The sequence below is a fragment of the Burkholderia sp. Bp9142 genome, assembly GCF_003853415.1.
Classification (GTDB): domain Bacteria; phylum Pseudomonadota; class Gammaproteobacteria; order Burkholderiales; family Burkholderiaceae; genus Burkholderia.
Genome location: NZ_QTPP01000008.1, coordinates 109,961 through 136,084, shown reverse-complemented (window position 1 = coordinate 136,084; position 26,124 = coordinate 109,961). Strand labels below are relative to the sequence as shown.

Sequence of the window (26,124 nt, the reverse complement as noted above, 5' to 3'; positions counted from 1 at the left end):
GGACACGACATGGCAGCGCAACTCCATCCCAACCGCATGGTCCTGACCGACCGTTTCCCGATGCTGGGCTTCACGATTCGCGTCGGCCACGCGCCGTGCGTCGCGGAACTGGTGATCGCCACCGATCCCGCGCTGTTCATGCGCAAGGAAGGGCGCACGTCGTCGACGTTCTATACCAGTCGCGAGGACGGCCTGCTGGCGATCCCGCGCGGCGAAGCGGTGTTCATGGTGCCGCCGGCGGTGCTGGCGCGCTTCGCGGGCCAGGGCCGGCTGTGGTTCGGTCTCGCCACCGCCGCGTCGCCCGATGCCGATGCGTGGACGGTCGACGTCCTGCCGAACGCCGACAGCCCGTACGTGTCGCTGTCGGGGCTCAGCGACCGGGGATTGCGCAGGGTTCGCGTGTTCCCGACGCGAGGCACCGCCGCCGTCAGGAGCCCGCTGTTGAACTGGGCGGGCGACGGCACCCGGCCGGGCGCCACCGCCGTGCCGGCGCCCGCCGCGCCAGGCGCCGGTGCCGGCACGCCGCAGCCGGCCGTCGAGCCCGCCGCGCCGCGCCACGACGTCCATTACGACGACGGCTTCGGTCCGCTTCCGCCGCTCAATGCCGCAACGCCGGTCGCGGCACCGCCGGTCGCGGCGACGCCGCCCGCGCTGGCACCGGTGCCGGCCGCGCGCCCGGCGCCCGCCGTCGCACCGGCGCCCGTTTCGCAGGGGATGAGCGACGATGCCGAGTTCCGCATCGCCGGCGAGCGCCGCGGCTTTACCTGGCCGCGGCCGCGCAAGCTGTCGACCGTCGAGCGGGCCGCGCTGCGCGCGATGCTGGGCGCGAATCCGGCCACCGCGTCGCTGCTGCTGCTGCTGCCGGTCGCGATGCGCAACGGCCTGTCGGTGTCGATCGGCGCGGGCGCGGGGGCCGGGCTGGAAACCGGAGGCGCGGGCGCGGTCGGCCTCATCTTCGACGCCAATGGCGACGACATCGGCGTCTTCGTGTCGGGCGAACTCGACTTCGGCTACATCGTGTCGGCGAGCCTCACCGGCCAGATCAGCCTGCTGCGCGGCCATATCGACGATTTCTCGGGGGCCGGCACGACGGCAGGCGTGATGATCGGCGAAAGCCCGGCCGGCGGCATCTCGGCGCTGTTCAACGCCCGCGGCGAATTCGTCGGCGTCACGCTGTCGGCCGGCGTGAGCGTCGGCAGCCCGGTGAGCCTCTTCGTCGGCGTCTCGCGCGCCGCGTCGGGCACGATCGCCACCGCGTCGGCGCTCGCGTGGTCGCGCGGCCTGAGCGACGACCCGGAGGCGTACGGCATCGATACGCCGCCGTACAGCGACGACGATACGGCCGCCGAACCGCCCGCGACCGCCAGCGCGCTGGCGCTGGGGGCGCGCGAGAACAGTCTCGTCACGCGCACCGCGGCCAGCCCGAATTTCGACGAGGGGCGCGGCAGCAAGTCGATCGACCGCATCATCATCCACATCGCCGACGTACCCACCGTCCAGCAGGTGGTGAATACCTTCACCAATGCCACGTCCAAGGTGAGTTCGCATTACCTGGTCGGGCAGGCGGGCGAAGTCGTCCAGTTCGTTTCCGAGGCCGACACGGCGTGGCATTGCAAGGGCTCGAACCAGCGCAGCATCGGCATCGAACATATCGCGGTGAAGCGCGGCGGCGCCGACTACCCGCGTCGCAACGGCACCGTCCAGCATTTCGACGCGCTGGCGCCGACCCAGCTCCAGTACGAAACCTCGGCGGCGCTGGTCGCGTCGCTGTGCGACAAGTATCAGCTGCCGATCAATCGCACGACGATCATGGGCCATCGCGAGGCCGATACCTCGACCGGCCATACCGCGTGCCCCGACGGCAACTGGGACTGGGACTACTACATGCGGCTCGTCACCAGCCGCACCTGCCAGCCGCAGGCGGCCGGCCAGGCGCTCGGGTTCGCCGCGCGCGGCTTCGGCGACGACATTCCGCTCGATCCCGGCGTCGGCGGCCTGTCGATCGGCACCGACGCGCTGGAGATCGGCGACATCATTCTCAGCACCACCGGCAATCCCGGCTCCGGCGTCATTCGCGCCGGCTCCGGCGCCGAGGTCAGCCACGCGATGCTCTACGTCGGCCAGGGCGGGCAGGTGATCGAGGCCATTCCCGGCGGGGTCCAGCTGCGCCCGCTCGCGGATGCGCTGGCCGACGCGCGCCTCGCGGTCGCGTTTCGGGTGCCGGGCCTGACCGATACGCAGCAGCGGCAGGTCGCCGATGCCGCCGCGCGCTACCTCGATCGCGGCTTCAACTATGTCGGGCTGGTCCGCTGCGGCAGCTACCTGATCGATCGCCGCGCGTGCGACCTGCTGTCGGGCGACGCGGCGGAGCGCTGCCGCCGGTTCGTCGGCCGCATCGAGCTCGGCGAGGGCGCGGACACCGACAACTTCTTCTGCTCGCAACTGGTCGTCCAGTCGTTCCAGGATGCGGGCAGGCCGATCGTCAGCGTGCCGCCGCACTGGGTGCCGCCGGGCGATCTCGCCAGCCTGTCGACCGGCACGATGGCCGCGGGAACGCTCGCGTATGTCGGCCATCTGAAGGCGCCGATCCCGAGCCGCGGCTTCTTCGGCATGAGCCAGGCCCTGTCGGTCGCCCCGGGCGCCGCGCGCGCGCTGGGCGCCGACGACTGGACGGTGAACTGGGACGAGGTGCAGATGACCCCGCAGCCGACCGACATGGGCTGCTGGGCGACGGCCGCGTCGATGGTGCTCGGCTGGCGCGACAACCAGAGCGTCGATCCGACGCTGCTGGCGCGCTGCATGAGCCTCGAGCGCCAGATGCGCGACGGCCTGGCGCCGGCCGAGGTGGCGGGCTTCGCCGGTGCGTCGACCCTCACGGTCGAACCCAATGCGTGCTTCGCGCCCGAAGGCTTTCGGCGGCTGCTGGAAGCGAACGGGCCGGTCTGGGTCGCCGAAGTCGTGCGCGCGCCGGCCAACTTCTTCCATGCGGTGGTGGTGACGGGCATGTATCGCAGCGGCGACGCGTATTTCGTGCGGATCACCGATCCGCTGGACCGCGTGGTCGGCACGCCGGGCCATCCCGGCGCGCGTACGCTGCCGCCGACCCACGCGACCGGCAGCCGCTACATCATGACCTACGAGGATTTCGTGTCGGAATACGAGGCGGCGGCCGGCATCGGCGTGATCCAGCTCATGCATTCGGGCGGCACGTTCGGTCACCTGATCAATCGCGGCAGCGCGGCGGGCGCAGGCTACGCGCTCGGCGCCGAGCCGCCGGCCGCGGGCGACGCATTCGGCTTCGGCGTGAGCCTGACCCGGCGCACCGAGCGCCGCGACGGGCGCAGCTACGATCTCGCGCAGCTGGCCGGGCTGGTCCAGCCCGCCAATGCGCTGGCGGGCGGCGCAGGGCAGCCGCGCATGCCCGGTCAGCACATCACGCTCGACGACTGGCCGTACATCGAAGGGCCGAGCGGCCGCACGTCGGCGCCGGTGTCGATCGACTGGGCGTGGCAGGGCGGCGCGGTCGGCGACGTGACGATCGTCCCCGGCCAGGGGCAGATGCTCGACGGCTGGACCGCGTTCGTCCGTGCGGATATCGGCCGTGGTGCCGGCACGCCCGAACGGGCGAGCATCACGCTGCGCATCACCACCACGTTCCGGCATGCCGGCGAGGAGGATCAGCTCGGCGTGACGGAGGTGACGCTGAACGGCGACGGCCGCTTCCAGACCGTGCACGGCGCCGACGGCGCGCCGCCGCTGCCGGCAAGCGCCACGCAGCCCGCGGCGCGCGAACCGCAACCTGCCTGATCCCCGAGGGACACGCGCGATGGCTCGCCACATTCCCCCTCCGCCACCCCGCGGCGCGATCGCGCCCGCGGTGGCACTGGCTCGCGACGCGTTCGGCCGCGAGATCGTCGACGGCGCCGGATCGGGCGACCCGGCCAGGCAGGACGGCGCGTTGCCGCAAGCGGCGCCGGCCGGCGGCCCGGGTGGATCGGCGCCTCCCAAGGAGAAGGCGACGGACGCCATCGGCCGGCGGGCGGCGGCGCTGGCCGACGCGATCGACTTTCCGACCTTCGTCGCGAGCCTCGTGCATGGCACGTACGACGCGATCGTCGACAGCTCGATCAAGCAGGTGGAGAGTTTCGCCGACCTGGTCGGCGCGGTGGCCAAGCCGCTGGACCAGTTCACGCAGGAGAACGTGACCGACGGGCAGGCGCGCGCGTGGCTGGTCGAGCAGTATCCGCACGACGTGACGCTGGTGCAGGACGGCGGCGAATACCGCCTCGCGCCGGTGGTGCGGCCCGGCGACGACGACGCGGCACCCGTGCCCGCGTGGCTCGCCGATTTCGGTGCCGCCGACGGCGCGTTCGACGCCCAGACGCTCGAATCGGTGGTGCTGCCCCGCGCCCGCGAGCGCGTCGCGCAGCATCGGTTGTCGACGCTGTCGACGATGGTGCTGCTGGGCATGCAGCGGGTCGTGGTCAAGGACGGCACGATCGCCGCCAGCCTCAATTTCCAGGCCAAGGCGCGCGACCGGGCCGCCGTGCAGTATGCGACGTCGAACGACCCGTCGTCGGGACAGACGACCTGGGGCGGACGGGGCACGTCGGGCGACGTGGTCACCACGGTCTCCACCGTCGCGGTCAATGCGCAGACCGACACCGATCTCAAGGCGACGCTGACCGGGAAGGTGAGCATCAATTTCGCGTCGGAGACGCTGCCGCTCGACCGTTTCGTCGACGAGGCGTCGCGCAATCTGCTGGAGCGGCACAGCCGGCCGGCGGCGCGGATCGCGCCACCGGCGGCGGCCGCCCAGCCTGCGGCGCCGGTGGCGGCGGCACCCGCACCTGCACCCGCACCTGCACCCACGCCCGCCGCGACGCCTGCGCCTGCCACCGTGCCGGCGGCGTCTGCTGCACCGGCCGCGCCCGCCGCTTCGGCGGCGCCCGCATCCGCCCGAGGAGAACCGGCATGATTGCGCCGCGGCCGCTGGGCGAGACGCTGGGCGCGTTCGCCGACATTGCCGAACAGCTGACCGCGGGTGCGGCGCAGGGGCTGCGGGTGCGCTCGGTGGTCATGGAACTGCCGCTCGACCTGCGCATCGCGCGCGGCGCCGGCGGCATCGAACTGGTCGGCGACCTGCCGCAGTTCCTGACGCGCACGGCCTTCGATCCGGAGCCGGCGCGGCTCGCGATCGTCCTCGAAGCCGTGCCGATCGATGGAGCGGGGCAATGAACAGCAACGCCAGCCTGCGTCTCGAGGATTTCATTCAGGCCGTGCAGAGCCAGCTCGACAACGCGCAGGCGGCGATGGCGATCAAGGCGCGCAACCTCAACCTGCCGCTGACCTTCGCGATCAAGGACGTCAACCTCGATCTGCGCGCCCATGTCGAGTTCGTCGAAAGCGAGGTCTGGATTCGTCCGGCCGGCCCGGGCGACACCGACAGCAGCACCTTCCATCTGGTCTTCACGACCATCACGCGGCCGGCGATCGAGGAGAACGCGATCGCGCTGTCCGAGGACAGCAAGGACCAGCCGCTCGACGCGCTGGGCGATGAACTCTCGCCCGAGGACCGCAAGCGGCTGGAATGGGCCGGCGTGCGCACCGTCAGGCAATTTCAGCAGGCCGAGCAGCGCGACATGGTGCATGCGATCGGCCGCGTCACCAATCTGTCCGTGGACCGGCTGCGCCGGGCGCTCGACCGGGCGTCCGCGCCGAGCGTCGAGCGGGTCGAGCCCGTGGCGCCCGCCGCCGATGCGCAGCCCGATGCGGGGCCGCTGCTGCGCGTGATCGGGCGCAACCTCGTCAATGGCGCGCACGCGCCGCTGGTGCGGATCGGCAATCGCCCGGTCGCCGTGCTGCAATCGGCGGACGGCGAGCTGCTGCTCGCGCCCGGCCGCGACCAGTGGGCCGGCGAACTCGCCGTCTCGCCGACAAGCCGGCATGCGGCCGCGATGGCGTTCGACCTGAGCGCATTCGCGCCGCCGGCGGCATCCGCGGCCAGGCCGATGACCCTGGCCGCCATTCCCGGCCAGGAGGAGGCGCGACCATGACGATCTGCGCACTCGGCACGCCCTGGGCATCGCCCGGCGAGCGGCAGTTCAGCCTGCCGACCAGCCTGCTCGTGAAGCTGGCGCTCGGCGAAGCGCCCGAGGACGTGCCGTCGATCCGCGACGTGACGCGCGGCGCACTGGCCGCCGCGCAACGCATCGACGGCGGTCCGGTCGACCGCATCGTGGTTGCGTTCGCCGGCCGCTTTCTCGCGGTGCGCCCGTTCAGCGCGGCGGCCGGGCGCTGGGTGCCCGGGCACGCGCACCGCGGATACGACGCGATCGAGCAAGCGACGGGCATGGCCCGCACGCTGCTGCTGCGCGTGCCGGCCGGCACGGCGATCGGCGAGCTGTGCGACGCGCTCGCCCAGCTCGCGACCGTGGAAAGCGTGACGCCCAACTACGTCGCGATGGTCCCGATGGACGCGCCGGGCCGGCTGGCGCCCGTGCCGCCGGCCGCGCGGTTCGCGCAGGATGCGCGCGCGCTGGTGCGCATGGCCGACGCGCATGCGATCGAGCGCGGCGACAGCGGTGTCACGGTCGGTCTCATCGACAGCGGCATCGCCCGCCGGCATCCCGAATTCGCCCATGCGTTCCGCACGGGCGCCGACACCGTGCGGCTGGAGCCCGGCGACTTGTCGCCCGGCGTGCAACTGCTGAGCGGGCATGGCCATCGCGGCGATTTTCCCGAGGACCGCTTCGTCGGTCACGGCATGGGCTGCGCGGGCATCATCGCCGCCGAGGGCGTGGCGATGCCGCGCGGACTCGGCGGCGACTGCCGCATCCTGCCGATGCGCGCGCTGGCGGCCGCCCGCTTGCCGGGCAAGGCGCATGCGGTCGGACTCGGCGCGATCGCCGACCTCGATCGCGCGCTCAAGCTCGCGGTCGATCTCGGCGCCAAGATCATCAACATGAGCTTCGGCACCGACGATGCGACGATCGCCGCCAACCGCCCGAAACCGCATGCCGACACGATCGCGTATGCCGCCGCGCGCGGCTGCATCCTGGTTGCCGCGAGCGGCAACAACGGCAGCGTGACCCGCTACTGGCCCGCTGCCTACCCGCAGGTGATCGCGGTCGGCGCCGTGGGCGACGATGAGCGGCCGACCGCGTTCTCGACGCGCGGCCCGCATGTCGCGCTATGCGCACCGGGCGAACGGGTGCTGACAAGCGCGATCGAGGCCTATCAACTGGCGACCGGCACCAGCTTCGCCGCGCCGTTCGTCGCGGGCGCCGCGGCGCTGCTCGTCGCGTACGCGCAGCGCCGCGCCTATCCGCTCGACGGCGCGACGGTGCGCGATCTGCTCGTCGCCACCGCGCGTCCGTTTGCGCCCGGCGCGGCCGACGGCTGCGGCGCCGGCATGCTCGACGCGGCGGCGGCGCTGCGCGCGCTGGCCGGCCGCATCGATGCCTACGACGCGGCGGGCGACGACGGTTGCACGGGCAAGGAAGGTAGTGCCGACGACGGCTGACTTGCGCGCCGGATCCCGTTCATTCCTCCGAACCGACCGGATTTCAAGGAGAAGTTAAATGTTTCAAGTCAATCATCAAGTCCGCTTCCTCGACCTCGTCGACCTCGAGACCCGGGCACGCGACGGGCTGGTCGATATCGTCAACCGGCTCGAGTCGCTGAAGCGGCCGCCGGTCGCCGCCGAGCGGGAGCAGCTCGCGTTGTGCAAGGCCATCCTCGCAGTCGTCTACGACAAGAAGCCGTCCGACGGCGTCGCGGAGGTTTGCGATCCGCTGTTCGTCGCCACCCGCGAACTGCTCGCCAGCAAGTCGCTGATCGACCCGCCGTTGCTCTCCGAGCTGAACGGCCAGCTGGTGTTCGACGCGGACGACGCGGGCGGCGCCAATGGCGCGAACGGCGCGGACACCGAGGCCGTGTCGATCACGCTTGTCGCGCTGGTGCTGGGCATCCTCGCGGTCGACGGGGCCACGCCGCCCCCCGTGAAGGTCGTGGACGGCAGGACCGTGCCGGACGACGGCAGCGGGCTGATGAACGCCTTTACCCGCCAGTTCTTCGCGGCGGTGGGCGAAGCCAATTCGTACGGGGCGCTCGCGCAGCGGGTGCTGGCGCTGCTGTGCATCGAGGGCGATCCCGACGGCCGCGGCGGCGAGAAGCCGGGCGTGGTCACCATCGAATTCGCGCGCGTGATGCGCGGCCTGCAGGCCCGCAAGATCCAGGCCGACGAGCCGCAGTTGCGCCGCCGCATCAACGAGGAGCTCAACACCGTCCAGAACATCGGCGGCGAGGACGCGATCGCCGATCTCGGCATCGACCTGCCGAACCTCGAGGATCTGGAGGATGCGAACATCGTGGCCGACAACGTGCGCGTGATGGGCCCGATGATCGTCGCCGCGATGTTCGACGAGCTCAAGGTGTTCCAGGTCGTCGACCGCATCGTCGAGCAGTTCCAGCACGGCACGCTGCCGATCGGCCCCGGCAATGCCGGCAAGCTGCTCTATCGCTACTGGCGCGAGACGCCGAACCGCATCTCCGAGCAGGAGCGCAAGAACTTCGCGGCCATCACGCTCGGCGTGCCGGGCGGCGATCCGAATACCGCGGGCAACCGCGAGTTCAACGATCTGTGGATCCGCTTCGTGTCGTCCGTCTCGTCGTTCGTGCGCCAGACCGAAGTCGACTCGCTGCTGCGCGCGAGCGTGCCGAACCCGATCAACCACCAGCAGGTGCGCAAGGCCGCCCGCGATCTCGCCGGCAACCTGTCGCTGCACGGCTACGGGATGGCGCATTACGCCGCGCGCGAGATCCAGTCGCAGGTCAAGTTCATGATCGATCTGCTGCAGGATCCCGAGATCCGCGGCTGCTACGGCGCCAAGGACATGTGGCAGGTGATCGACCAGGTCGCGACCTACGATCTGGGCGGCGCGCGCACCAGCTCGCGCTATCGCACGCTGGCGACCTGCGGCACGATCATCACCGCGTGGCTGGCCAACAACGTCGATCGCGTCAACAAGGCGACCGGCCCGCTGCTCAGCATCGACCAGATCGCCAATCCGGACGTCTCGTCGAACCACAAGTCGACGGTCGACCCCACCGACTACGACCTGGTCAACGCGTGCGAGCTGTGGCTGGCCGATACCGCGACCACTGATACGCAGATCGAGCAGTTCTCGCAGCCGCGCGAGGCGCCGCAGATGACGTCGAAGCCGGTGCCGATCCCGGCGATGGCGCGCGAGATGCTCGACGGCGTCGGCGATATCGGCGCCGGCATCGGCCTCGGCGCGGGCGTGCCGGTGAAGGCGGGCTACGGCGTCGGCACGCACAACGGCGCGAGCTACTACTCGAACCGCCCGCACTGAACCGGCGTTGCGTGCGCTGCGCCATTCCCGAACCCTGCCGGAGCCGAGCCATGCCCCTGACCTCATCCCGCGAGCCGGTCGTCGCCCGGGTCGAACGCCGCCTGAAAAGCGCCGCGCGAAGCCTCGGCACCGCCGATCCCTTCGCGCCGTCGCGCGACCTGTTCCTGCGCACGTTCGGCGACGGCACCGACGATCTGCGGTTTCGCGACAACGCGCTGATGCCGATGGCGGTGCCGTTCGAACCCAGCTTCTCGGAAAGCCAGCCGGGCAAGCTGCGCTTCACGATCGAGCCGTTGCCGCCGGAGGCGTCCGCGATCGACCGGCGCGACGAGTCGACGCGCGAAATGCGCAAGCTGATCCGCGACTTCATCGGCCGCGACGCGCTGCACTGGTTCGACCAGGCGAGCGAGCCGTTCCGGGGCTTCGCGCGGCCGGGCGGCCACCTCGACTACGGCGCGTTCTTCGGCTCCAGCTACGACCGCGACGGGCTCTACGCGTCGAAGGTCTATTACGAGCTGCCCGGCGACGCCGGCACGATCGAGAACCTGCCGCGCGACCTGGCCGGCATCGTCCAGGCCGCGCTGCGGATGGTGCCCGGGCTCAAGCCGCTGTTCACCACGATGGCCGCCCAGCGCGATCTCGGCGGCCAGCGGCTCACGTTCGCGTGCACCCAGGCGCTGCGGCTCGCCGATCTGCAGCCGGTGATGGATGCGCTCGGCATCGGCCATCGCCTGCCCGGCATCATGCAGCTCCTGGGGCTGGTGCTCGGCGGGCGGTTCGACCTGCCGCCGCACGGTGCGCTGCTCGCGTTCGGGCTCGGGCCGGACGGGCCGGATCTCGAGCTCTACGTGCTGCTGTCGGCGATCCCCGACGTGCCGCCGGCGTTCCTGAGCCTGCTGACGATGGGGCTCGCCGAGCGTCCGCGCGGGCTGCAGGCGCTCGAGCGATGGATGGGCGCGTTCACGCCGGAGGACGCGCATTGGCCGGGCCGCTTCTCGATCATCAGCCTGCGCACGGACGCGGCCTGCCCGGCGCGGGTGAGTCTTTACCTGCGTCCCATCGAGTTCGAACTGCCTGCGGACGTGCCCGCCCAGGCCAACTGAACCGCTTCGTCACGCGTTTCCCGCGAGGTCGCCATGTTCCCGCAAGCTGCCCGTTCCACGCCGATCGCGCCGCCGCCGCGCGCCGCCGCGGCCGCTCCGCGTCCTACGCCGCCGGTGCCGGCCGACGAAGTGCGCCACGGCGTCGCGCGGATGCTGACCCGGTCGCAGGCCTTCAACGCGATGCCCGACGCCGATCGCCGCGACATCGCCCGCAATACCGCGTTGATCGCCGATTACCTGGCGCGGCCCGAGGGGTTCGCCGGCCACGAGATTCCGGGCGGCCTCGGCACCGCGCCGGCGCGCGCGCTGGACGACACCGATCATGCGGCGCACGAGGCGGATTTCAACACGCACAACCAGGCCGTCGACAGCATCGGCAAGTCCAAGTTCACCGCGGCGGCCGCGCACGAGGGCGCCGCGGTCGCGGGCGAGCTGCTGAACCAGGTCAAGTTTCCGACCTTCGTGGCCAGCCTGATCAGCGGCGTGTTCCAGTCGATCACGCACAGCTCGATCGAGCAGATGAAGGCGTATCAGGAAATGATCGCGCAGGTCGCGAAATCGCTCGGCCAGTTCGCCGACGAACATGTGACGGAGAACCAGGCGCGCGATCACATGGTCGGCCAGTTTCCCGACCTGTTCGAGATCGGCATGGACGACAGCGGCGATGCGCCGAGCCCGCGCGTGCAGGTGCGCGACGGGGTCGACGCCGACGAAGCGTCGAAGACCGTGCGCGCGCGCCTGCAGATGGGCGACGGCGACACCTTCGACCTGTCGGACGAGGCCTCCGAACTGGCCATCGTCAACCGCTTCAAGATGCAGCTCGCCAAGCAGCGCCAGCAGATGCTGGCCTCGATCGTGCTGATGGGCATCAACCGCATCGTCGTCACCGACGGCAAGATCTCCGCGAAGATCATCTACGACGTGCGCGCGCAGGACACGCTGTCCAAGCAGCGCAGCGCCACCGCGGTCGACCTCGCCCGCGACAAGGACGGCAACGTGCAGACGACCTACGCCGGCAAGGGCACCTACGATCGCGGCGGCAAGTACGACTCCAGCAACGACAAGGACAACGGCCGCCAGTACAGCGCCGACTACTACGCGAAGGGCGACTACGAGTACGAGAACAAGCCGATCATCACCGCGTCGACCGCCGCGTCCGAAACCAGCAACGCGGCGATGCAGACCAAGATCCAGCTGTCCGGCGCGGTCGACGTCAATTTCAAGAGCGACTACCTGCCGCTCGACAAGATGGCGACCCCGCAGATGATCGCCACCATCACCGGCAACGCGACGCCCGCCGATCCCAACGTGCTGCCCAGTCCGAAAACGCCGCCGGCCGCCGCCGCACCCGCCGCGGCCCCGGCTTCGGCCTCGGCTCCGGCCGCCGCGCCGGCGCCGGCCAAGGGAAACTGAGCCATGCGCCTGCCCGCTCCCCCCGACGCGCTTCACCCGGTGCGGCCACCCACGAGCGCCGCCGCGTTCGACGCGACGCGGCCCGAGGTGCGCCGCCTGCTGACCGCGATTCCGTCGTTCCTCGACCTGCCCGACGACGAGCGCCGCCGCATCGCCGCCGATACGGTGCGGGTGCTCGCCTACCTGGCCGATCCCAACGGCGTGCATGCCGAGATCGCCGAGCGCGAGGCGAACGGCGAACTGCCGCCCACCGGCCTCGCGCGCCCGATCGCGCAGCCGCGTCCGGCGCCGGCCGCCGCGGCGCTGGCCGACGATCCCGTCACCGCGACCAAGCGGCAGCTTTCGCAGGATCCCGGCTTCGCCGGCAAGGACTTCCAGGCCGGCGCGGTGAAGCAGGGCGTCGAACAGTTCGGCCAGATGGTGCAGAAGGTCGATTTCCCGAAATTCGTAGGAGGCCTGATCAAGAACGTGTTCCAGGCGATCGTCGAAAGCTCGATCGAGCAGATGCGCGCGTATGGCGAGCTGATCGCCAATGTCGCCAAGACCACCGCCCAGTTCATGAGCGACAACATCAGCGAGGGGGCCGGCCGCGACTATCTCGCCGATTCGTTCCCGGACGTGCTGTCGGTGCAGGCGCAGGACGGCGCCGACGCGTTCGACGCGGACAGCGCCGGCGCGGCCGCCGCAGCGGCCCCGACGCGGCTGGTGGCGCAGGGCGACAACGCGCAGCAGCGGCTTGCCGAGATCAGCCGGAACTACAACCTCGATCCGCCCGTGACCGACCTGTCCGACGACAAGTCCGAGCTGCGCCTCGTCACCGCGGCGCGCCTGCAGATGGCGAAGCAGCGCCAGCAGCTGCTGTCGTCGATGGTCATGCTCGGCATCAATCGCATCGTCGTCACCGACGGCTCGATCAACGCCAAGGTGGTGTTCGACATGCGCGCCAGCGACACCGCGAAACGCACCTACACCGCGTCGATGCATGACCGCGAGAGCCAGAAGTACAAGGAATCGCTCAACGCGCATTACGGCAGCTGGTACACGCCGTATTCGGCCGACGCCTCGTTCGAGGGGCAGCAGGAACACGTGGCCACCGTCGGGTCGGCACTCGACGACACCAGCGAGTCCAAGGCGGAGGTGAAAGCGAAGCTGTCGGGCGAGGTCCGCGTCAACTTCAAGAGCGACTACCTGCCGCTCGACAAGATGGCGACGCCCGAGATGATGTCGGTGATCCAGGGCAACTCGACGCCGTACAACCCCAACAAGCCGGCGCCCGCCGCGGGCTTGCCCGCCGGGCAGCACTGAATCATGGCGCGCGCGCTCATCGCCCCGCCGGCGGATGCCGGGCTCGCGGCCGCGATCCGGTCGGGGGAGCGGCTCGTCGAGCGCGCGACCGCGCACGGCCTGGCCTTCGCGCTCGACGAGCTCGGCGACATCGCGATCCCCGACGCCGTTGCCGCGCGCATCGACAAGGCGCAGCTGCGGGCGCTCGCGTCGCTCTATCTGGCGGCCGATCTCGAGCCCGCGGGCGTGATCCCCGCGGTCGAGGCGCTCGCCGGCCTGTCGGCGAGCGGCGCCGTCGGCGTCGATCTTGGCGGCGCGCAGCCGCTGGTCGCCAACTGGTGGCGCCACCGCGCCGAGAAGCTGGCGGCCGGCGAGCGCGCGGCGTTCTATTCGCGGTTGTTCGGCACCGCGTACGGCCCGGCGGCGGCGGATGCCGAGCGCAACGTCCAATTCGAGGAATGCATGCTCGTGCTGTGCGAGGCGCTCTACAAGCTCGACGAGACGCCCGGCGCCGACCCGCGCGGGGCGCTCGGGCAGCAGGCGCGGGTCCGCAACGGCGCGCGCGCGCTCGCGCAGAACCTCGGCGCCGCGTGTACCGGCGTGACCGCGTTCATGGCCGGCGAGATCGTCGGCATGCTCAGGGACGCGTTCGCGATCCTCGGCCATGCCGACCTGCGTCAAGGCTTCGCCGCGCGCGACATCTGGGGCGTGGTCGCCGCCATCGGCCGGCTCTCGCGGCAGCCGCCGCGCCAGCCGGCCGCCTATGTCCGGCGCGGCAAAGCCGGGATGACCGTGATCGCGTGGCTGGCGGACGTCGCGGATGCGCTGGGCGGCGCGTCGCCGCTGATCACCACCGACAACCCGGTGATCGCCTCCGCCGCCGACTGGATCGAGGCAACGCTCAGCCTCGGCGAGAAACCCGACGACCCGGCAGCTTCCGTTGCGGATGCCGGCCGCACCGGGCCGCCGGCTTCGCGGCCGGCAGCGCCGGAGAGCGCCTGGGCGGCACTGGGGCACTGAAATGAAACCGTGTCGCTCAGGCCGTCGCGATACGGGCGGCACAACCCGGGTGGCGACGGCGGATGCGCCGTCGCCACCCCGGCAGCGCGTCACGTGTCACGCCTCGCGGGACGCGCGTCGCGCGGCGGAGCCGCTGACATGATGGCAACCGCGCACCTTGCGCGTTCGCCGGTGCCGCGGCCCGACGTTCGTCACCGTGTCCGCGAACTGCTGTCCGCGCAGCAGGGCTTCGGCGCGCTCGATCCGGCCACGCGCCGCGATCTCGCGTCCGGACTGGTGCGGATCGGCTCGCTCGCGCTCGACCACGACGAACGCGCGGCGCGTCCCGGCACGACGCTGGCGGTCGCGCAGAACGCGGGCTCGGAGTATTCGGGCACCGCCATCGACCGGATGGCCGGCACCACCCGGGCGGTGCTCGACGCGGTGTCGTTCCCGCGCTTCGTGACCGAGCTGATCACGGGTGTCTTCAAGGCCATGAACGATTCGAACCAGCAGCAACTGACCGCGTTCGTCGACCTGATCCGCAATGTCGCGCAGACCACCGAAGGCTTCGCGGACAGCAACGTCGGCATCGCCGGCGCGCGGCAGTGGCTGGCCGAGCATTTCCCGACCGCCTACCAGGTCACCGGCGACGACGAGGCCGCGGACGACGCCGACGAACTGGCGGGCCTGCCGCCGGACGAGCGCCGCCAGCGCCAGCAGGAACTGCAGGCCGAGCGCGATGCCGCGACCCGGCTGGCATTGCGCCCGGGCGCGACCCCGCCGGCCGAAGCGGCGCTGCGCAGTGCGCTGGGGGTGGGGCCGGGCGAGGCGGTGCCGGCCTCCGATCCCGAGCGGCTGGTGCCGCTCGCGCAACAGGTGCTGGCCCGCAACCGCCAGCAGCTGCTCGCGACGATGGTGCAGATGGGTTTGCAGCGCATCGTCATCGAGAGCGGGCGGCTCAACGCCGCGATGAATTTCCATATCGACGCGAGCAGCGCCGCCGCCAACGACCGCGGCTCGCAATTCGACACGCGCAACACGGTGGGGGTGAGCGGGGGCGCCCGCTTCGGGCCCTGGGGCGCGGAAGCGAATGTGCAGAGCACGATCGGCTACGTGTCGACCGACCGGACCCAGACGACCGAGAGTTCGCACGCCGACGTCAACCTGAGCAGCGGCGTCGAACTGGTATTTCGTACGGACTACGTACCGTTGAACCGGCTCGCGGGCGTGGGCGACATCGAACGCATCCGCGTCAACACGATCAATCCGGATGCCGAAGCGGCGCGCCTGTCCGCCGATCGCGCCGCCCAGCGCAGCGCCGAACAGGCCGACATGGCCGCTCGCCGGACCTCGCTGGACGGCGCGCTGCGCGCGCCGCCGGCCGTTGGTCCCGCGGCTTCGGGTTCCGCTGCGCCGGGCTCGGCAGGGGGCGCACACGCCGCCAGCCAACCCGCGTCGTCGTCGCCGAATCCGGCATCTACACCCGGAGCCGCACCCGCACACGCACCCGGAGCTGGAACTGGAGCTGGAGCTGGAGCTGGAGCTGGAGCTGGAGCTGGAGCTGGAGCCGGAGCTGGAGCCGGAGCCGGAGCCGGAGCCGGAGCCGGAGCCGCACCTGGAGCCGGAGCCTCGCCCGCGTCGCAGCCGCCGTCCGGGCCGGGCGCCGCGGCGTCCCCGTCGCCCGCGCATTCCGCGACGGCCGCACCTCGACCGCCAGCCGGCGCAACGACAGCGGGACACCGCGCGGCGTCATGAACGCGTGCGTGCCCCGGCGGCCGGTTTGCGGGCCGGGACATCGCAACCGCGCAGTGCACGGCGGCTTCGCGCATCCATCCGGGGCTGGCGTCGGAGCAGAGCCTGTACGACTCGACTGCGCGACGCGCGCCCCCGCGCCGCTCAACCGTGACCGAGATCGCCCGCCACCGGCGCCCGCGCCCAGTCGAGCGCGAAGTCGGCGACCGCCTCCCAGCCTGGCTCGCCGCAGGTGTAATGACTGCGGCCGGGGAACAGCCTGTATGCCGAAATCGCCCGCGAGCGCTTCGCGTTCTTCTCGTAGTTCTCGCGCTGGACGGCCGGCGGCAGGATATGGTCGTTGCCGCCGGCGATGAAGAGCAGCGGTGCGCGATTGTCGTTCGCGAAGTTGTAGGTGGTCGCGGCATTCGGCGTGACGTTCGCGAATCCGCCCTGAAACAGGATGCGCCCCGACACCGGGACCGCGTAGCGGTCATAGACCGGCTTCGATTCCGCGAGGCTCAGGTTGTTGGTGAACGCGTAGTGGAATTCCGTTTCGGTGATGGGCACGGCGCGGTGCAGGTTGGCCGGATTGCGCAGGACCGGGAAGGTCGCCTTGATCTCGCTGAACGGCAGTGCCCACACGCCCTTCACCGCTGCCCCGTCGATCGATACGCCGGCCGTGCCGAAGCCCGCGTCGAGCAGGAGCTGCACGAACGCGCCGCCGAACGAATGCCCCATGATGATCGGCTTCGTGTCGAGTGCCGCGATCGTCGCGGCCAGGTGCTCGAAGATCTCGCGCGCGCCGAGGTTCACGAGCGGCGACGGATCGCGGCGCAGTGCCGCGACGCCGGCCGTGCCCGGCTCGATGCCCGGATAGCCCGGCGTGATGACCCGCATGCCGCGCTGCGCGTAGCGGGCGACCCAATGCTCCCACGACAGCGGCGTCATCCACAGGCCGTGAATCAATACAACCGTGTCGGTACGCGTTTCCGGATTCATATGCCTGCTCCTGTGGTCGCTGGATGACGCCCGTCACGCCCGCGAGTGCCGGGCGCCCCGTCGAATCTCTTTGACATCGGCACCGCCCGGCGTGAATGATGTGTCCATGATAAAGACCATCCGAATACGCGACATGGCTGAAAAACCGGAATTCTTTGCTGAAACGCCGACCCGGCTGGACGATGACGCAGATCCGTTCGCGTTCAGGCGCGACGCCTTTTCCGACGTGCTGGAACTGATCCGCATCCGTGGCAATACCGTGTTCACGTGCGCGGCGTCGGCGCCTTTCGGGTTGCGCTTTCCCGCCGGGAAGTACCGTCTGCACATCATCCGGAGCGGCAGCGTGACGATCGAGGTGGAGGGGCTCGACGAGCGCTATCACGCATCGCAAGGCGACCTGGTCATGCTGATGCATGGCCACGGCCATGTCATCGCTGACCGGCCGGGCCGTTCCGCCCGTCTCGTCACGGATCTCGCGCCACAGTATTACGACCGTGAACGCCTGACGATAGGGAGCGGCGACACTACGTGGCTGTGCGGCGATTTCGGCTTCGACGGCGTGCTGTCGCAGCGCCTGCTGTCCGTGCTGCCGCCGGTGCTGGTGCTGAAGGGTTTGCGGGAACGGCCGTTCGAGTGGCTGGAACTGAGCTGCCATTTCATACTCGACGAGGCATTGAGCCCGCGCGCGGGCGCCGCCGCGATGATTTCGCGCTTGCTGGACGTCATCTTCGTCCAGTTGCTGCGCACCTGGGCGACGGAGGGGGCGACGGGTCACGGCTGGTTGTCCGGTGCGATCGACAGCCGGATCAATCCGGCGATGTCCGCCATTCACGCGGATCCCGGCCGCGCCTGGACCGTCAACGACCTTGCCGAGCTGTCGAACCTGTCCCGCTCGGCGTTCGCGGATCGATTCCAGCGTGTCGTGGGGCAGGCGCCGTTGAGCTATCTGACGACCTGGCGTCTGGATCGGGCGGCCGAGCTGTTGCGCTACAGCCGCGCACCGGTAGCGGATATCGCGAACCGCGTCGGCTATACGTCCGAAGCGGCGTTCAGCCGCGCGTTTCGCGGACGCTACGAGATGTCGCCGATGCAGTGGCGGCGCGCCAATACCGAGTAGGCCCGCGCGATGCTTGCGGTGTGCGGCGCCGAGGTCGAGCGAGACACCGGCGCCGTTGTTGCGTCAGCCGATGTCCGATCACGCCAGCGGCGCAACCGACGCGCCCGTGATGCCATGGCGCCGCAGCGCATCCGCGACGAAGCCCGACGCCTTCATCTCTTCGACGAACTGGCCGAGCAACGCGGCGGCCGCTTCGCCGCGGCTCTTCGGCACGCCCATCGCCTGGCGGATCACCATGAAGCGCTCGTCGAGCAGGCGCAGGCCCGGCGTCTTCGCCGCATCGGCTTCGAGCTGCTGCTTCACGCCGGCCGCGACTTCGAGCTGCTGTTCGACGAAGGTCGGCACGACGGCCGGCGACGTCGGCGCGCGCACGATCTGCGCGGCCTTCAGTTCGCGCGTGAGGAACAGGTCGTACGCGCTGCCCTTGCCGACCGCCACGCGGTTGTGCGGCTGGTCGACGTCCGCATTGCCGCGGATCGGCGAATCGTCGCGCACGAGATAGAAGCCTTCGATCAGCACGTACGGTTCGGTGAACGCGACCGTTTCGCCGCGCAGCGGATCGACCGCGAAGAAGCCGAAATCGGCGCGCTCTTCGGTGAGCGCCTGCACCGACTTGCCGGCCGCATCGAACACGACGAGCTCCAGCTCGGCCGACAGCCGCTCGGCGAACGCGCGCGCGAGGTCGATCGATACGCCGAACGGCTCGCCGGTGGCCGGGTCGCGGTTCGCGAGGATCGGGTTGCCGAGATTGATCGACGCGCGCAGCTTGCCGGTCGGGGTGAACGCGGAGAGGATGGAAGGGTCGATGGTCATGGCGGACTCTTGATGATCGGATGCGCCGGCATGGCGGGCGCTCAGGGGGTCAGGATGGCGCTGATGCGCGACAGCGCGTCGAGCGTGTGCAGCAAGCGCCGATTTTGCACGGGCACCGTGCAGCGTGTCGGCTCGGAGCGTCACCCGGCTTCAGGTCGAGCGTGCAGAGGGGCGACCGGAGCGGCGCTCGCAAAGCCGGCTTTCCACGGAGCGCAGGTGGCACGGTCGGGCGTCTTCCCGACCGGCCTTGACTGCGGCGATTACTTGACCGCGACTTCCGTATGCACGACTTGCGGCGGGCTCTTGAAGAACGGCCCCGCCAGCTGCCGCCACGCCTGGAAGTCGTCCGATTGCCGGAAATGGACCATGTGATCGTCCACGGTGTCCCACTTGACGACGAGCAGGTAGCCGCCGCTGCGCTCGATCACGCGGTGCAGCTCGGCGCCGCCGCAGCCGCGCGCGCGGGCGAACAGCGGGAGTGCCTGGCGAACCGCCGCTTCGAATGGCTCGGCCTGCGACGGATCGATTTCGAGCGATGCCATTTCCAGAATCATGAAGGCTCCATACGGGTTGGTTGATGCGATCGGGATCGCGCCGCGACGGCGTGTGCCGTGGCGGCGCATGCGGCAACGATACCGGAAGTCGGCGCGGCGGTGCACATGAGCAGCGCCCATGATGCCGGCGGATACGTCGTCCTTGTCAGCGTTTTCCCCAATATGGAATGCGCGCCACATGCCGATGTCACAGAGGTGGTGAAGACAAACAATCCGAGGCCAGTCATGACGATATCCGCGATGAACGGAACGAACATTGCACCACCCGAAACGATCGTCGACGCCGCATCCGACCACGCCGCAGCGACCCCGTCGATCCTGCTGGTCGACGATGAACCGAGCGTACTGTCCGCGCTCAAGCGCGTGTTGCGGCCCGCGCGCTACGCGATCCTGACAGCCGAAAGCGGGGAAGCGGCACTCGAGATCCTGGCGTCGACCGAAGTCGACCTGATCGTGTCCGACATGCGCATGCCGAACATGAGCGGCGCGGCGTTTCTCGCACGCGCCCGCTCGCTGTACCCGGACACGATGCGTATCCTGCTGACCGGCTATTCCGACATCGCATCGATCGTGGAGGCCGTCAACGAAGGCGGTGTGTATCGCTATCTGAACAAGCCTTGGGACGACCACGACCTGCTGATGACCATCGAGCAGGCGCTCGAGCAGCGGCGCTTGCGCGGTGAAGCCGCGCGGCTCGCCGCATTGACCGAAGCGCAGAACGAAGCGCTGCGCCGTTTCAACACGGAACTGGAAACACAGGTGCGTGCGCGCACCGAGGAACTCGCGCAGACCGTGATGTTCCTCGAAGCGGCACAGCACGACCTGAAGAGCAGCTTCACCGCGATGGTCCAGGTGTGCGCGAGCATGATCGAGCTGCGCTGCGGGAGTGCGAGCGGGCATGCGATGCGCGTCGGCGAGATCGCGCGGCGTCTCGCGCTGTCGGCCGGGATGAGCAGCCTGCACGCGCAGGATGTCTATTTCGCCGGTCTGCTGCATGGCATCGGCAAGCTGTCGCTGCCCGACGAACTGTTGCACAAGCCGCTCGTCAAGATGACGACGGACGAACACAGCCTGTTCCAGCAGCACCCGCTGCGTGCGCAGATGGTGCTCACGCCGGTCGCGCAATTGCACAAGGTCGCATCGATCGTGCTGCACCAGTACGAGCGCTTCAACGGGCGCGGCACCCCGGAGGGGCTGACCGGTGACGCGATCCCGCTCGGCTCGCGGATCGTCGCGATCGCGCGCGACTTCGAAGGGCTGCGCAACGGCGAGATCGGTTCGCCGCATTCTGTCGAGCAGGCGATCGACGTGCTGCACTCGCAGGCCGGCGTGCGCTACGATCCGCAGCTCGTCGCGCGCTTCATCGAGCTGATGCGGGATCCGGCGAGCCTCGGCATCGCGGCGTCCGTCGCGGAGATCCAGTCCGCGCAGCTGCGCGAGGGCATGCGGCTCGCCGACGATCTGCGCACGCATCGCGGGGTGCTGCTGATGACGAAGGGCAGCGTGATGTCGGCGCACCAGATCGAGCTGGTGCGCCGCTTCGAGGCACGCGAGGGGACACCGTTCGACATCCTGGTGCTGACCGGTGCCGCCGCGTCGACGCAGGCGCCGGACGCTGCCGCGCCACCGGCCTGACGCCGCGTACCGCACGGCCGCGGCGTGCGATCGACCGTACGCCGCGGCAACGCGTTCATCTCGACCGGGGCGCTCGATCATGCATGGCACCTACAACCTGCTGCTTGTCCTGCTGTCGCTCGTCATCGCGACGCTGGCCTCCTATACGGCGCTCGACCTGGCCGCGTTCATTTCGCTGCTCGACGACCCGAAGCTCAAGCGTGCGTGGCTGGGCGGCGGCGCGGCCGCGATGGGCACCGGAATCTGGTCGATGCATTTCGTCGGGATGCTGGCGCTGTCGCTGCCGATCCCGCTCGGCTATGCGCTTGCGGATACCGGCGCGTCGCTGGCGATTGCCGTGCTCGTGTCGTATTTCGCGCTGAATGTCGTCACGCGCGCCCGGTTGAGCCGCCGTCGCCTGCTTGTGGGCGGTGTGCTGATGGGCGCCGGGATCGTCGGGATGCATTACACGGGCATGGCCGCGATGCGCATGGCGCCCGGCATTCGCTACGATCCCGTGCTGTTCGCGGCATCGATCGCCGTCGCGGTGATCGCATCGACGGCCGCGCTCTGGATGGCCCAGGCGCTGCGCGCGCGACAGGCGCGCCATGCGACCAGGCAACGCATCGGCGCGGCGCTGATCATGGGTATCGCCATCACGGGCATGCACTACACGGCGATGGCGGCCGCGCACTTCGCGCCGGATGCGCGCTGCGGCGCCGCGAACGGCATCGATGCGCCGTGGCTCGCGACGACGATCGCGCTGTTCACGACGGCGACGCTGATCGTCACGCTGCTGGTCTGCCGTTTCGATGCACGCACAACCTTTCTGCGCGGCATGACGGACACGCTCGAGCGACTGGTGCGATTGCGGACCGCGGAACTCGAAACGGCATTGCGGCGCTATGAGCAGACGACGGCGATGCTGCAGCGCACACGCGAGAACATGGCGACCGAGATCGACGAGCGCCGGGCGGCGCAGATCCGGCTCGAGCAGGAGAAGGACGAACAGCGGCGCCTGCTGCGGGCGCTCGAGGACACCCACGTGCAGCTGTTGCAATCGGAAAAGCTCGCCTCGATCGGCCAGCTCGCGGCGGGCGTCGCGCACGAGATCAACAACCCGGTCGGCTTCATCAGCGCGAACCTCAACACGCTGAAGACGTGGGTGCGCAGCCTGCTCGACGTGATCGCCGCGCACGAGGCCGCGCTGCCGCAGCTGGAACCCGCGGCGCGCGACGCGCTGACTGCAATGGGGCGCACCGCCGATCTGGACTACGTGCGCGACGAGATCGTGACGCTGATCGACGAATCGATCGATGGCGCGGTGCGGGTGCGGCGCATCGTGCAGGATCTGCGCGATTTCTCGCGGCCGGGCAGCGGCGAGTGGAGCGTGGTCGACATCCACTCGGGTCTCGAAAGCACGCTCAACGTCGTCCATAACGAACTCAAGTACAAGGCCGACATCGTGCGCGCGTACGGCGACGTGCCGCACGTCGAATGTATCCCGTCGCAGTTGAACCAGGTCTTCATGAACCTGCTCGTCAACGCCGCGCACGCGATTCCCGAGCGCGGCGTGATCACGATCCGCACCTCGAGCGACGGCGAACAGGTGTCGATCGCGATCAGCGACACCGGCACCGGCATGACGCCCGACATCGTGCGGCGAATCTTCGATCCGTTCTTCACGACGAAGCCGGTCGGGCAGGGAACCGGGCTCGGCTTGTCGGTGTCGCACGGCATCATCGAACGGCATCGCGGCGCAATCGACGTGACGAGTGCGCCGGGGCGCGGCACGACCTTCCGCATTCGAGTGCCGATCCGGCGTGCAGGCGGGAGGGTGGGCGAGGTGGCGTCGGTCGAGCAACGTGCGTGAGTGCGACGCGGGACGCGTCACCGCACTCGCTTGCGCCGCCGCCTTCGAAAGAAATGCCAGAACATCGCCGTCGCGTCCGGCCCGGTCGCGGCGTGGAACGCTTCACGCGGATCGCCGCCGCTCCATGCGTGCGCCAGGCGGCGAACGATGCAGACCCGGACGATCAGCCGGCCGCCGCGCAGATAATCCGTGTAATCCGCATCGTCATGCGTGTAGGCATGCTGCTCGCCGACGCGCAGTTCACCCTGTTCGTTCACGAGCCGATTGAGCCGCGCGAACGCGACGCCGAGCTGTCGCGCGTTTTGCTCGGCGACGACCGTATCGAGCCCGCCATGCACGACGAGCGCGGGCATGCCCGGATACGCATGAACGTCGACGCATGCATCGACGACGCGGATCGGGTCGTCGTGCAGGCCGCGGCGCATCACGCTCATCGCGGCCATGGTCGACAGCGGCGGCGCGATGGCCGGACCGGAGTGCAGGCCGACGGCCGCGAACAGATCGGGATACCCGAGCGCCAGCCGCGCGGCCAGCCCCGCACCGGCCGACATGCCGGCCAGATAGATCCGGTCGCGATCGAACCCGCGCTCCCGCACGATCGCGTCGACCAGCGACGCGATTGCGGGGGCCTCCGACTGAGACGCATCGCCATGCCAGTTCCAGCAGCGATGCGCGTGGGCGGTGTTCGCCTGTTCGGGAAACAGCACGGCAAACCCGGCACGCTCCGCGACGCGGCACATGCGCGTGCCCGCGGCGAACGACTCGGCCGTCTGCTTGCAACCGTGCAGCATGACGACGACGGGCATGTCCCGGGTCGTCGCCGGTGCGGCGGGCAGGTACAGCGCGTAGGCAAGATGATTGACGAGGCGGCCGGGGGCCGGGCGCGCGGCATGAAAGGAGCGAAGCCACGTGCCGGGCACGTGGCGCGGCGTTGCACGCGCGGCGGGCGCCGGCGCCGTGCGACGCGGGGTCCGGGTGCTGGCGGGGCGCTTGGCCGACGCCGGCGGTTGGGTTGCTTTCCTGTTCGGCCGCGGGCTCGCCGCGGCGGAAAGCAGATCGAAAGGCCGTAGCCAGAGGCTGGTTTTTTTCCTGGGCATGGACGAATCTCGTGCCGGCGGTTCGCGCGACAGCATGCGGCGCAGCCGGTCGTCGGATGGGAGTCGAATGCGGGCAGAGCCCGATGCGTGCTGCGGCAAGCGTCCGCGTCGAAGCGCGCCGGCATGACCGGCACGGAGGCGGCCGGCCGCACAACACCATGGCACGCGACATCTTTACAGCCGTCGTCGCGATTCGGACAGGCCACGCGCCATGCTAGCAGGCACCGCTCGCCTCAAGTGCGATGGTTTCGTGACGTTCGGTATCATTTGGTCTATGATGTGGTATCAGTTGATACTCAATCGGGAGTCGCCATGTCGCTCGTCACCCCTGAAGCCGTGGCTGCGGTCATGGAGCTTCGGCCGGTCCCGCATACGCTCGCGGAGCTTGAGGCGCGCGTGCGCGACGGCCTTCCGAAGTCAGCGTTGCGCGCGGGGGTCGAGCACGCGACGCAGGGCGCCGACGCGCGGCGGGCACTGCTCGCGCGCATCATTCCCGAGGCGACCTACAAACGCCGCCGCGACCGTCTGACACAAGATGAATCCGAAAAGACCGAGCGCCTGGCACGGATCGTCGCGACGACCACCTACGTCTGGAGCGATGAAGAGGATGCGCGGGCGTTTCTGGCGATGCCTCACCCCGAGCTCGAGGGGCGTCCGCCGCTGGATGTCGCACTGACCGAACTCGGCGCGCGCCGCGTCGAAGAACTGCTCTGGAAACTGTTCTATGGGCTGCCGGCATGAAGTTGTTTCGCATCGCCGACACGCGACACACGATCTGGAGCGGCACCGGCGCAATGCCGGTCGGTGGTCGTTTCAACAGCCCGGGCCGGCCGGTCATCCATGCGGCGCTGACCTTCGCGGGCGCAATGCTCGAAGTGCTCGTGCATGCCCGCATCGGCAAGGTACCCAAAACACACGGATGGGTCGAAGCGACCGTTCCCGACGACCTTCCGGTCGAACGCCACTCGGCAGACACGCTGCCGGCAGGGTGGGACACGGCGGCACTGCATCCGGCACGGCAGTTCGGCGACGCCTGGCTCACGGAGTCGCGCACCGCGATACTCGTCGTTCCGTCGGTCGTCGCGCGCGCGGAATTCAATGTACTGGTCAATCCGGCGCATCCGGACGCCGCGCGCATTGTCGTGGCGGACCCGAAACCGGTAGTGTGGGACGAGCGACTCTTTGGAATGCCGCCTGCCGGGCGGTCGTGATCCGTTACTGACCGGTGTGATCCCGTGCCGCGCGGTTCGCGAGATGGTCGACCATCCGCAGTGCGGCGGGCTGCAGCGTGTCGAAGCGCTGGAAACATACGATGAAGCGACGCTTCGCCCATGCATCGGTGAGCGGGATCATCCGCACGCCGAGCGACTGCCGGTAGGCCGCCGCGACTTCGACGGGAATGACGCTGATCCCCAGGCCGGCGGCCACGACGCGAAACGCCGCGTCGAAACTCGACACGATCACGCGATACGACACGGTCCGGCCCCGGTCGGCGGCTGCGCGCTTGAGCATCGTATGAACGGCCGTGGCCGGCGGCAATCCGACGTGCTCGAATTCAAGCGTGTCGTCGAAGCCGACCGACTGACGGCCGGCGAGCGGATGCTCGGGATGCACGGCGAGCGCCAGCTGGTCGTGGCGATAGGACCGCTCCTGCAGCCCTTGCAAGTCGACGTTGTCCCAGCACACGCCGACCGCGGAAGCCCCTTCGCGCACCTGCCGGACAAGATCGCGCGACAGCCGCTCCTCGACGTCGACCTTGATGTTCCGGTTGGCGGGATCGCGCATGAACGACGCGATGTCGTCCAGCAACACTTCCGCGATCGCCGATGCCGACGCGCAGACGCTCACGCGACCCTGCAGCCCGTCGCCGATCGCGGTGACGTCGGCCGCGATCCGGTCCATCGTAAACAGCATGCTGCGCGCATGCTCGAGCAGCGCGATGCCCGCCGGCGTGGGCGCGACGCCGCGCCGTGACCGCGTCAGCGCCGGCACGCCGAGATCGCTTTCGAGCTGCGCAATGCGCTTGCTGATCGCGGAAGGCTCGATGTGCGCTTCTTTCGCGGCACGCGCGATATTGCCGTGATCGCACACGGCCACGAACAGCCGCAGTGTCTTGAGGTCGATGTCGCGCATCAGTGCAGTCT

The 26,124-nt window shown here is 70.0% G+C and carries 21 protein-coding genes; 16 read left to right on the top strand and 5 right to left on the bottom strand.

What is annotated here, in order from left to right; genetic code table 11:
• The first annotated feature begins 9 nt into the window (after window positions 1–9).
• The 11 genes from DIE22_RS11660 to DIE22_RS38170 all read left to right on the top strand — a co-directional run bounded on the left by DIE22_RS11660 (window position 10) and on the right by DIE22_RS38170 (window position 15,934).
• Window positions 10–3,807 carry an N-acetylmuramoyl-L-alanine amidase gene (locus tag DIE22_RS11660; RefSeq protein WP_260426652.1) on the top strand — a complete coding sequence of 1,266 codons (3,798 nt, stop codon included), beginning with the start codon at window positions 10–12 and terminating at the stop codon, window positions 3,805–3,807.
• A gap of 70 nt (window positions 3,808–3,877) precedes the next feature.
• Window positions 3,878–4,978, top strand: a complete 1,101-nt coding sequence (locus DIE22_RS11655) for a hypothetical protein (RefSeq protein ID WP_124605139.1) — start codon at window positions 3,878–3,880, stop codon at window positions 4,976–4,978.
• Window positions 4,975–5,238 (top strand): hypothetical protein, encoded by a 264-nt coding sequence (locus DIE22_RS11650; protein WP_124497364.1) that lies wholly within the window; start codon window positions 4,975–4,977, stop codon window positions 5,236–5,238. Before DIE22_RS11655 ends, DIE22_RS11650 begins: the two co-directional genes overlap by 4 nt.
• The gene (locus DIE22_RS11645) at window positions 5,235–6,056 is read left to right on the top strand and encodes a hypothetical protein (RefSeq protein ID WP_124497365.1); all 822 of its coding nucleotides are present in this window, start codon (window positions 5,235–5,237) and stop codon (window positions 6,054–6,056) included. The genes DIE22_RS11650 and DIE22_RS11645 overlap by 4 nt, the downstream gene beginning before the upstream one ends.
• The gene (locus DIE22_RS11640) at window positions 6,053–7,525 is read left to right on the top strand and encodes a S8 family serine peptidase (RefSeq protein WP_124605138.1); all 1,473 of its coding nucleotides are present in this window, start codon (window positions 6,053–6,055) and stop codon (window positions 7,523–7,525) included. The genes DIE22_RS11645 and DIE22_RS11640 overlap by 4 nt, the downstream gene beginning before the upstream one ends.
• A 58-nt stretch (window positions 7,526–7,583) precedes the next feature.
• The gene (locus tag DIE22_RS11635; RefSeq protein ID WP_124497367.1) at window positions 7,584–9,377 is read left to right on the top strand and encodes a hypothetical protein; all 1,794 of its coding nucleotides are present in this window, start codon (window positions 7,584–7,586) and stop codon (window positions 9,375–9,377) included.
• Window positions 9,378–9,427: 50 nt separating this feature from the next.
• Entirely contained in the window at window positions 9,428–10,480 is a 1,053-nt protein-coding gene (locus DIE22_RS11630; protein WP_124605137.1) for a hypothetical protein, read from the top strand.
• A gap of 33 nt (window positions 10,481–10,513) precedes the next feature.
• Window positions 10,514–11,893, top strand: a complete 1,380-nt coding sequence (locus DIE22_RS11625; protein ID WP_260426651.1) for a hypothetical protein — start codon at window positions 10,514–10,516, stop codon at window positions 11,891–11,893.
• 3 nt (window positions 11,894–11,896) lie between these two features.
• On the top strand, window positions 11,897–13,198 hold the full coding sequence (locus DIE22_RS11620; RefSeq protein ID WP_124497369.1) for a hypothetical protein: 1,302 nt from the start codon (window positions 11,897–11,899) through the stop codon (window positions 13,196–13,198).
• Window positions 13,199–13,201: 3 nt separating this feature from the next.
• On the top strand, window positions 13,202–14,197 hold the full coding sequence (locus DIE22_RS11615; protein WP_124497370.1) for a hypothetical protein: 996 nt from the start codon (window positions 13,202–13,204) through the stop codon (window positions 14,195–14,197).
• Between the two features lie 138 nt (window positions 14,198–14,335).
• Window positions 14,336–15,934: a hypothetical protein gene (locus tag DIE22_RS38170; RefSeq protein WP_185640598.1), complete on the top strand. Its 1,599-nt coding sequence runs from the start codon at window positions 14,336–14,338 to the stop codon at window positions 15,932–15,934.
• A 141-nt stretch (window positions 15,935–16,075) separates the two neighbouring features.
• On the opposite strand, the gene DIE22_RS11605 is transcribed toward DIE22_RS38170, so the two are convergent.
• Window positions 16,076–16,912: an alpha/beta hydrolase gene (locus tag DIE22_RS11605; protein ID WP_124497371.1), complete on the bottom strand. Its 837-nt coding sequence runs from the start codon at window positions 16,910–16,912 to the stop codon at window positions 16,076–16,078.
• Between the two features lie 91 nt (window positions 16,913–17,003).
• On the opposite strand from DIE22_RS11605, the gene DIE22_RS11600 reads away from it, so the two are divergent.
• Entirely contained in the window at window positions 17,004–18,029 is a 1,026-nt protein-coding gene (locus tag DIE22_RS11600; RefSeq protein WP_124605136.1) for an AraC family transcriptional regulator, read from the top strand.
• A 78-nt stretch (window positions 18,030–18,107) separates the two neighbouring features.
• Here DIE22_RS11600 and DIE22_RS11595 read toward each other — a convergent pair whose 3' ends face one another.
• Together DIE22_RS11595 and DIE22_RS11590 are read right to left on the bottom strand one after the other, a co-directional pair.
• Window positions 18,108–18,842: an ABC transporter substrate-binding protein gene (locus DIE22_RS11595; RefSeq protein WP_124497373.1), complete on the bottom strand. Its 735-nt coding sequence runs from the start codon at window positions 18,840–18,842 to the stop codon at window positions 18,108–18,110.
• Between the two features lie 260 nt (window positions 18,843–19,102).
• Window positions 19,103–19,396: an antibiotic biosynthesis monooxygenase family protein gene (locus tag DIE22_RS11590; protein ID WP_006753336.1), complete on the bottom strand. Its 294-nt coding sequence runs from the start codon at window positions 19,394–19,396 to the stop codon at window positions 19,103–19,105.
• A 225-nt stretch (window positions 19,397–19,621) separates the two neighbouring features.
• Between DIE22_RS11590 and DIE22_RS11585 the strand changes: the two genes are divergently transcribed.
• On the top strand, window positions 19,622–21,031 hold the full coding sequence (locus DIE22_RS11585; protein ID WP_124497374.1) for an HD domain-containing phosphohydrolase: 1,410 nt from the start codon (window positions 19,622–19,624) through the stop codon (window positions 21,029–21,031).
• Between the two features lie 79 nt (window positions 21,032–21,110).
• Window positions 21,111–22,883 (top strand): histidine kinase, encoded by a 1,773-nt coding sequence (locus DIE22_RS11580; RefSeq protein ID WP_124605135.1) that lies wholly within the window; start codon window positions 21,111–21,113, stop codon window positions 22,881–22,883.
• A 17-nt stretch (window positions 22,884–22,900) separates the two neighbouring features.
• Here DIE22_RS11580 and DIE22_RS11575 read toward each other — a convergent pair whose 3' ends face one another.
• Entirely contained in the window at window positions 22,901–23,980 is a 1,080-nt protein-coding gene (locus DIE22_RS11575; RefSeq protein WP_124605134.1) for an alpha/beta fold hydrolase, read from the bottom strand.
• Window positions 23,981–24,292: 312 nt separating this feature from the next.
• Between DIE22_RS11575 and DIE22_RS11570 the strand changes: the two genes are divergently transcribed.
• Window positions 24,293–24,721, top strand: a complete 429-nt coding sequence (locus DIE22_RS11570; protein WP_124497377.1) for an antitoxin Xre/MbcA/ParS toxin-binding domain-containing protein — start codon at window positions 24,293–24,295, stop codon at window positions 24,719–24,721.
• Entirely contained in the window at window positions 24,718–25,191 is a 474-nt protein-coding gene (locus DIE22_RS11565) for an RES family NAD+ phosphorylase (protein WP_124497378.1), read from the top strand. Before DIE22_RS11570 ends, DIE22_RS11565 begins: the two co-directional genes overlap by 4 nt.
• A 4-nt stretch (window positions 25,192–25,195) precedes the next feature.
• Here the strand turns inward: DIE22_RS11565 and DIE22_RS11560 are convergent, their stop codons facing one another.
• A complete protein-coding gene (locus DIE22_RS11560) occupies window positions 25,196–26,113 on the bottom strand; it encodes a LysR family transcriptional regulator (RefSeq protein ID WP_124605133.1) in 918 nt (305 codons plus the stop codon).
• Window positions 26,114–26,124: the final 11 nt, after the last annotated feature.

What these genes read in the sequence shown, in the direction of transcription:
- DIE22_RS11660 (WP_260426652.1), top strand. Translation starts at nt 10, where the DNA reads ATGGCAGCGCAACTCCATCCCAACCGCATGGTCCTGACCGACCGTTTC.
- DIE22_RS11650 (WP_124497364.1), top strand. Translation starts at nt 4,975, where the DNA reads ATGATTGCGCCGCGGCCGCTGGGCGAGACGCTGGGCGCGTTCGCCGAC.
- DIE22_RS11645 (WP_124497365.1), top strand. Translation starts at nt 5,235, where the DNA reads ATGAACAGCAACGCCAGCCTGCGTCTCGAGGATTTCATTCAGGCCGTG.
- DIE22_RS11640 (WP_124605138.1), top strand. Translation starts at nt 6,053, where the DNA reads ATGACGATCTGCGCACTCGGCACGCCCTGGGCATCGCCCGGCGAGCGG.
- DIE22_RS11635 (WP_124497367.1), top strand. Translation starts at nt 7,584, where the DNA reads ATGTTTCAAGTCAATCATCAAGTCCGCTTCCTCGACCTCGTCGACCTC.
- DIE22_RS11630 (WP_124605137.1), top strand. Translation starts at nt 9,428, where the DNA reads ATGCCCCTGACCTCATCCCGCGAGCCGGTCGTCGCCCGGGTCGAACGC.
- DIE22_RS11625 (WP_260426651.1), top strand. Translation starts at nt 10,514, where the DNA reads ATGTTCCCGCAAGCTGCCCGTTCCACGCCGATCGCGCCGCCGCCGCGC.
- DIE22_RS11620 (WP_124497369.1), top strand. Translation starts at nt 11,897, where the DNA reads ATGCGCCTGCCCGCTCCCCCCGACGCGCTTCACCCGGTGCGGCCACCC.
- DIE22_RS11615 (WP_124497370.1), top strand. Translation starts at nt 13,202, where the DNA reads ATGGCGCGCGCGCTCATCGCCCCGCCGGCGGATGCCGGGCTCGCGGCC.
- DIE22_RS38170 (WP_185640598.1), top strand. Translation starts at nt 14,336, where the DNA reads ATGATGGCAACCGCGCACCTTGCGCGTTCGCCGGTGCCGCGGCCCGAC.
- DIE22_RS11605 (WP_124497371.1), bottom strand. Translation starts at nt 16,912, where the DNA reads ATGAATCCGGAAACGCGTACCGACACGGTTGTATTGATTCACGGCCTG.
- DIE22_RS11595 (WP_124497373.1), bottom strand. Translation starts at nt 18,842, where the DNA reads ATGACCATCGACCCTTCCATCCTCTCCGCGTTCACCCCGACCGGCAAG.
- DIE22_RS11590 (WP_006753336.1), bottom strand. Translation starts at nt 19,396, where the DNA reads ATGATTCTGGAAATGGCATCGCTCGAAATCGATCCGTCGCAGGCCGAG.
- DIE22_RS11585 (WP_124497374.1), top strand. Translation starts at nt 19,622, where the DNA reads ATGACGATATCCGCGATGAACGGAACGAACATTGCACCACCCGAAACG.
- DIE22_RS11580 (WP_124605135.1), top strand. Translation starts at nt 21,111, where the DNA reads ATGCATGGCACCTACAACCTGCTGCTTGTCCTGCTGTCGCTCGTCATC.
- DIE22_RS11575 (WP_124605134.1), bottom strand. Translation starts at nt 23,980, where the DNA reads ATGCCCAGGAAAAAAACCAGCCTCTGGCTACGGCCTTTCGATCTGCTT.
- DIE22_RS11570 (WP_124497377.1), top strand. Translation starts at nt 24,293, where the DNA reads ATGTCGCTCGTCACCCCTGAAGCCGTGGCTGCGGTCATGGAGCTTCGG.
- DIE22_RS11565 (WP_124497378.1), top strand. Translation starts at nt 24,718, where the DNA reads ATGAAGTTGTTTCGCATCGCCGACACGCGACACACGATCTGGAGCGGC.
- DIE22_RS11560 (WP_124605133.1), bottom strand. Translation starts at nt 26,113, where the DNA reads ATGCGCGACATCGACCTCAAGACACTGCGGCTGTTCGTGGCCGTGTGC.